This is a genomic window from Gemmatimonadales bacterium (assembly GCA_035502185.1).
Classification (GTDB): domain Bacteria; phylum Gemmatimonadota; class Gemmatimonadetes; order Gemmatimonadales; family JACORV01; genus Fen-1245.
Genome location: DATJUT010000073.1, coordinates 1 through 5,413, shown reverse-complemented (window position 1 = coordinate 5,413; position 5,413 = coordinate 1). Strand labels below are relative to the sequence as shown.

Below are 5,413 nucleotides of genomic sequence, written 5' to 3'. Positions count from 1 at the left end.
CGAATTCACGGCGAGCGGCTGGTAATCGATGATGACCAACGCGCTGTTCTCGGGCGTGAGCAGCTCATCCGACGCCGGATCCCGAACCACCGGACCACTCCCGGCCTGCTGGGCGACGCTCACCTTCGCGAACGCGCTGCCGAGCAGCATGGCTAGTATTGCGAACAGCCGCCTCGTGAACATGGTGCCCCCTGTCACTTCGGGTTGAGATGGTCCTGCGCACGTGACTCGTCGCCAACCTAGAGCTGCTGCCGGGTGGCCAGTATTGGACCTTCGTCCCACTCGGCGCCGTGCCGCGGGGACGCGGTGCGAGGTACTGGGCGAGGTACGCAGGCGCCGTGGCAGGTCGGGTCGAGCTTGCCCTCGCCCGAGTCGAAAGCCACCGGCAGCGGACTTCCTGGCGACTCTACGCTAGGCGCCGTGAGTGCGCCGCGAAGCGGCGCTCAGGCGACGAGAACGCGGCGAAGGGCTTCGGAGAGCTGGGCGTCGCTGAAAGGCTTCGTCAAGTGCGGCGTCGGGGCGATCTGGCGGATCAGCTTCAGGGAGTCCGGATCGGCGTGCGCGGTGATGAGGATCGCGGGCAAAGGGGTGCCGCAGTCCGCAAGCTCCTGCACGAGCGCGACGCCATTCATCCCCGGCAGGTGAAGGTCGACGATCAGGCAGTCTATGTCTTCGCAGCTCCTCTCGGCGAGGAACGCCTCGGCGGAGCCGAACGTCACGGCCTCGAAACCCATCGACCGCAGCAGCGTGTGCAACGCGTTGCGCACGCCGGCGTCGTCATCGACCACTGCGATGGTCGTACGTGTTGACCCCCTCGGCGAGCGGGCCGTCATTACGGGCGGCCCGCGGCGACCGGCACCGTGAAGATGAGCGTGGCGCCGGGGCCGTCGCTCGGTGCCGCCCAGAGCCGACCGCGGTGCGCCTTCACGATCGAACGGCTGATCGCCAGACCCATTCCCAGCCCGCCCGGCTTGGTCGAGTAGAATGGCTCGAACAGCCGGTCGACCTGCTCGGGGTCGAGCCCCTTGCCGGAATCCCGCACCTCGATCGTCACCCCCTCGGCCTGGTCCAGGCGCGTCCGGATCGTCAACACGCGCGCCGTCTTCGGGACGCTTTCCATGGCGTCCCGGGCGTTCAAGATCAGGTTGACGAGTACCTGCTGGACCTGCACTCGATCACCGACGGCCTCGGGCAGTTCCGCCGTCAACTCGGTCTGGACCGAGATCTCGTTGCGCGCGAGCTCGACCCGCAGCAGCGCGAGTGTGTCGTCGATCAGCTCGTTGACGTTCAGGGGCTTCGCATCGGGGGCGTCGCGTCGCACCAGCGTGCGGATGCGCTCGACGACCTGGCTCGCGCGATGAGCATCGCCCAGAATGGCCTGGACAGCCTTTCGCACTTCCTCCAGGTCCGGCGGCCGGGCGTCCAGCCACCGGAGGCTCGCGTTCGCGTTCATCACGATGGCGGCCAACGGCTGGTTGACCTCGTGGGCGATGGAGGATCCGATCTCCGCCATGGTGCTCACCCGCGCCACGTGCGCGAGCTCCCTCTGCGCATTCCGCAGGGCCGCCTCGGCCAAGCGTTGTTCGGTGACGTCCTGAACCGTGCCAAACGTCCGGCGCGGCCTGCCGGAGTCGTCCCGGGTCACGTTGCCGCGCAGGTGCACGACGCGCACCTCACCGCTCGGGCGGACCACCCGGTACTCCCATTCGGTGGCCGAGGCGCCGGCGTACAGGTTGTGGATGCCGCGCTCCCGAGCGAGTTGATCCTCCGGGTGGACCCGCTCCCGGAACCCTCCGGTCAACGGACCTCGCTGTGGTTCCAGCCCCAGGATTCGGTAAGCCTCCGCCGAGCAAATCAACCGATCCGTATCCGGGTCGAACTCCCAGTGCCCGACGTGCGCGATGCGCTGAGCCTCCTCCAGCCTTGCCTCGCTCTCGCGCAGAACGCGGAGCACCGAGATCCTATGCAGGGCATCGTCCAACCTGCGGCCGATCTGCTGGAACAGCCGGACCTCCAACTCGGTCCAGACCCGTGGGTACGAGCCCTGGGCGATCGAGAAGTGGTAACCGGTCGTCGGGTCGCCGACCTCCGATGGGGCGGTCATCGTGAGCACCGACTGCGCACGGAAGCGCGCCATCACCTGTGCCACCGCCGTGGGTGCCGACTCCAGAAGGAACTGGAACGGACCGACGGTCGTTCTCAACACCCGGGCCATCGCCGCCAGGCTGGTATCCGCGTCGTCCGCGACGCCGGGGATGTCTCCGGCAAGCCCCGGCCGAGCACGCTTCGCCAGCATGACGAGGGAGGTCGGCTCAGGGTCGTCTGACCAGGTCCCGAGCACGGCCCGATCGCAACCGAAGATCTCGAGGACGGCGTCGAGCATGCGGTCCAGCATCAGCTCGAGGTCGTCCGTGGCCTGGAGGGCCTGGCTGACCCGCTCCATGCTCTCGAGCGCGTACAGGTGCGCCTTCCGCTCCTCGTCCGTCTGCTTCTCGGCCGTGACGTCCATGTATGTCCCGACGACCTCCAAGACCTTCGTCTTGAGCGCGCCCGACGCTACCTGGACAACCTCTTTGCGCCATGCCGCCCTCCGCAAGGCCAAGCTCTGGGACTGCTTGATGGACGAGTTCGGCGCAGCCGGTCGACGCCATGAACCCCCACTCGGCACCTATCTAGCCGCGGCAGGTCACAGCCGAGATTGGACCAAGGTCCGATGTGCAGGGGACGGGGACCGGCACGTCCGCGCGCTTCAGTTCGCAGGCGAGGTAGAGGGCGAATTGTGAAGACAGCTGCCCGGACTTAGAATGGATGCCCTCACGCACGATCGGTTTCCCGCAGGGGCTCTGTCCGCTCGTCAGGGGCCGTAGCTGCTGCGCGCCGCGGAGGACGGGCTATGGCGACGACCACCCCCGCAGCAGAAGTGTTCGTCGTGGACGACGACCCCTCGGTTCGGACCGCGCTGGTCCGGACCCTGACCAGTGCCGGGTATCGGGTTCGGGACTTCGCCGCCGCGCAGGAATTCCTGGACAGCGGTTCCCACCTGCAGCCGGGCTGCCTCATCCTCGACCTGCGGCTTCCGGACCTCGACGGCATGGCGCTGTACGAGCGCCTCCGCGCCGCTGGCGCCTGGATGCCGGTGATCTTCCTGACAGGGTTCGGAGATATTCCCTCCAGCGTCGAGGCGATGAAGGCCGGGGCGATGGACTTTCTCCCGAAGCCGGTTGCGGACGAGGTGCTCCTCGCCGCCGTGGAAGCGGCGCTCGTGGAGGAGGCGCGCCGGCGAGCCGACCGCGTCGAGCAGAACGAGATAGCGGGGCGCCTCGCGACCCTGACTGCACGCGAACGGCAGGTCATGCAGCTCGTGCTCGCCGGGCGGCTCAACAAGCAGATCGCCGGCGACCTTGGCATCTCCGAGAAGACGGTGAAGGTCCATCGCGGACGAGTGATGGCAAAGATGGGTGTCCCGCAGGTCGCGCGGCTCGTCTCACTCGTCGCCCGGGCGGGTCTGGTTCCTGATGCCTCGGGACCGGCGGGGCGTCCGGCGCAGTGAGGCGTGCTGCGGCACACATGCGGCACACGGGCCGCGCTGAGGCGGCCCGGTGGGTCAGCGGAAGTCGTTGTGGGTTGGGCTCTTCAGGAGTGCGCCGCCCGTGAATCGAACACGGAACCTACTGATTAAGAGTCAGTTGCTCTGCCAGTTGAGCTAGCGGCGCGTGGCGGAAAAGCTCGCCAGGCCCATTGCGTTGCGCAAGCGCGACCCGGCGCCGCCAGCTCGGCCGTCCAGGCCACGGCTGCGACCGCCCGCGGCTCCCCTGCACCGCCGGCCTCGCCCAGCCGACCTGGAAGCCGTAGAACCCCGAGCGACGCCCGGGAGCCGGCGGCTGCCGCCGCCCGAAACCGGGCCCGCCGGCATGGCGTAAGGTCCCCGGCAGCCGCTGGCGCCGGAGAGCCGTCCGCGACAACCCTTCGGCCACCAGGACTGTCTAAGGCCAAAGCAGGTCGGGCTCGACCGCCCCACCCCTACACCGAGTCACCGATGCGCCACGTGAGGCTCGCCTTCCGCACGCTGTTCCGGACCCCATTCGTCACGGCGGTCGCGGTGCTCTCCCTGGCCCTCGGCATCGGAGCCAACGCGGCCATCTTCTCCCTCACCGACCAGATCCTGCTGCGGCCCCTCCCCGTCCCGGAGCCCGGGCGGCTCGTCAATCTGACCGCCCCGGGACCCAACCCGGGCTCGCAGTCCTGCAATACGTCGGGTGGCTGCGACGAGGTCTTCAGCTACCCAATGTTCCGCGACCTCGAGCGCGGCCAGAACGTGCTCGCGGAGCTCGCGGCCTTCCGGACCTTCGGCGCCAACTTCGCCGTCAACGGCGAGCCGCTGACCGGCGAGGCCACCGTCGTCTCGGGCTCCTACTTCCACACCCTGGGCCTCACGCCGGCGCTGGGCCGCCTGCTGGGCCCGGACGACGATGCCACCATCGGATCGGAGTTCGTCGCCGTCCTGAGCTACGACTTCTGGGCGGGCCGCCTCGGCGCCGACCGCTCCGTCGTCGGCCGGAGCATCGTCGTCAACGGCCAGACGCTGACCATCGTCGGCGTGGCGCCGCCCGACTTCCAGGGCACGACGTTCGGCGCCCATCCCATCGTCTTCGCGCCGCTGGTGATGGGCGAGAAGCTGGGGACCTGGGGCCGCTACCAGGATCGGCGCGCATACTGGCTCTACCTGTTCGGCCGGCTCAAGCCCGGCGTCACTATCGCCCAGGCCAAGAGCGCCCTCGACGGCATCCACCGCCCGATCCTGAGCGACGTCGAGGCGGCGCTCCAGACCGGCATGAGTCCGGCAACGATGGCGAAGTTCAAGGCCAAGACCGTCGGCGTGTTCCCGGGCTACCGCGGCCAGAGCGACTTCCACAGCCACGCCAAGACGCCGCTCACGATGCTGTTCGGCGTCACCGGCGTGGTGCTGCTCATCGCCTGCGCCAACATCGCCAACCTGCTGCTCGCGCGCGGCGCGGGGCGGGCGAAGGAGATGGGCGTGCGCCTCGCCATCGGCGCCGGGCGACGCCACCTGGTCGCGCAGCTGCTGACCGAGTCGGTGATCCTCGCCCTCATGGGCGGCGTGGCGAGCCTGGCGGTCGCCGTCGTCACCCTCAAGCTCCTCGCGTCGCTGATGCCGGCGGAGGCCTCGAACTTGATAACGTTCACCTTGCAGCCGGCGGTGCTGGGATTCACCGCGCTGCTCGCCATCGGCACGGGCGTCCTGTTCGGCCTCTTCCCCGCCCTGCACAACACGCGTTCGAGCCTGGTGGACGCGATCCGCGCCAACGCCGGCCAGCTCACCGGCCACCGCGGCGCGGCGCGCTTCCGCTCCGCCCTGGTCACGGCGCAGATCGCGCTGGCGACCGGGCTCCTG

At 69.1% G+C, this 5,413-nt stretch carries 4 protein-coding genes and 1 tRNA gene; 2 read left to right on the top strand and 3 right to left on the bottom strand.

What is annotated here, in order from left to right:
• Positions 1-443 precede the first annotated feature (443 nt).
• Together VMF70_10030 and VMF70_10025 are read right to left on the bottom strand one after the other, a co-directional pair.
• Positions 444-788 carry a response regulator gene (locus VMF70_10030; GenBank protein ID HTT68355.1) on the bottom strand — a complete coding sequence of 115 codons (345 nt, stop codon included), beginning with the start codon at positions 786-788 and terminating at the stop codon, positions 444-446.
• A gap of 44 nt (positions 789-832) precedes the next feature.
• Positions 833-2,509 (bottom strand): ATP-binding protein, encoded by a 1,677-nt coding sequence (locus tag VMF70_10025; GenBank protein HTT68354.1) that lies wholly within the window; start codon positions 2,507-2,509, stop codon positions 833-835.
• Positions 2,510-2,893: 384 nt separating this feature from the next.
• On the opposite strand from VMF70_10025, the gene VMF70_10020 reads away from it, so the two are divergent.
• Complete coding sequence (locus tag VMF70_10020; GenBank protein ID HTT68353.1) at positions 2,894-3,550, top strand: response regulator; 657 nt, start codon at positions 2,894-2,896, stop codon at positions 3,548-3,550.
• Positions 3,551-3,640: 90 nt separating this feature from the next.
• Here VMF70_10020 and VMF70_10015 read toward each other — a convergent pair.
• Positions 3,641-3,713: transfer RNA gene (locus VMF70_10015), tRNA-Lys, on the bottom strand.
• Between the two features lie 323 nt (positions 3,714-4,036).
• Between VMF70_10015 and VMF70_10010 the strand changes: the two genes are divergently transcribed.
• A partial coding sequence (locus VMF70_10010; protein ID HTT68352.1) for an ABC transporter permease occupies positions 4,037-5,413 on the top strand: 1,377 nt, incomplete at its 3' end.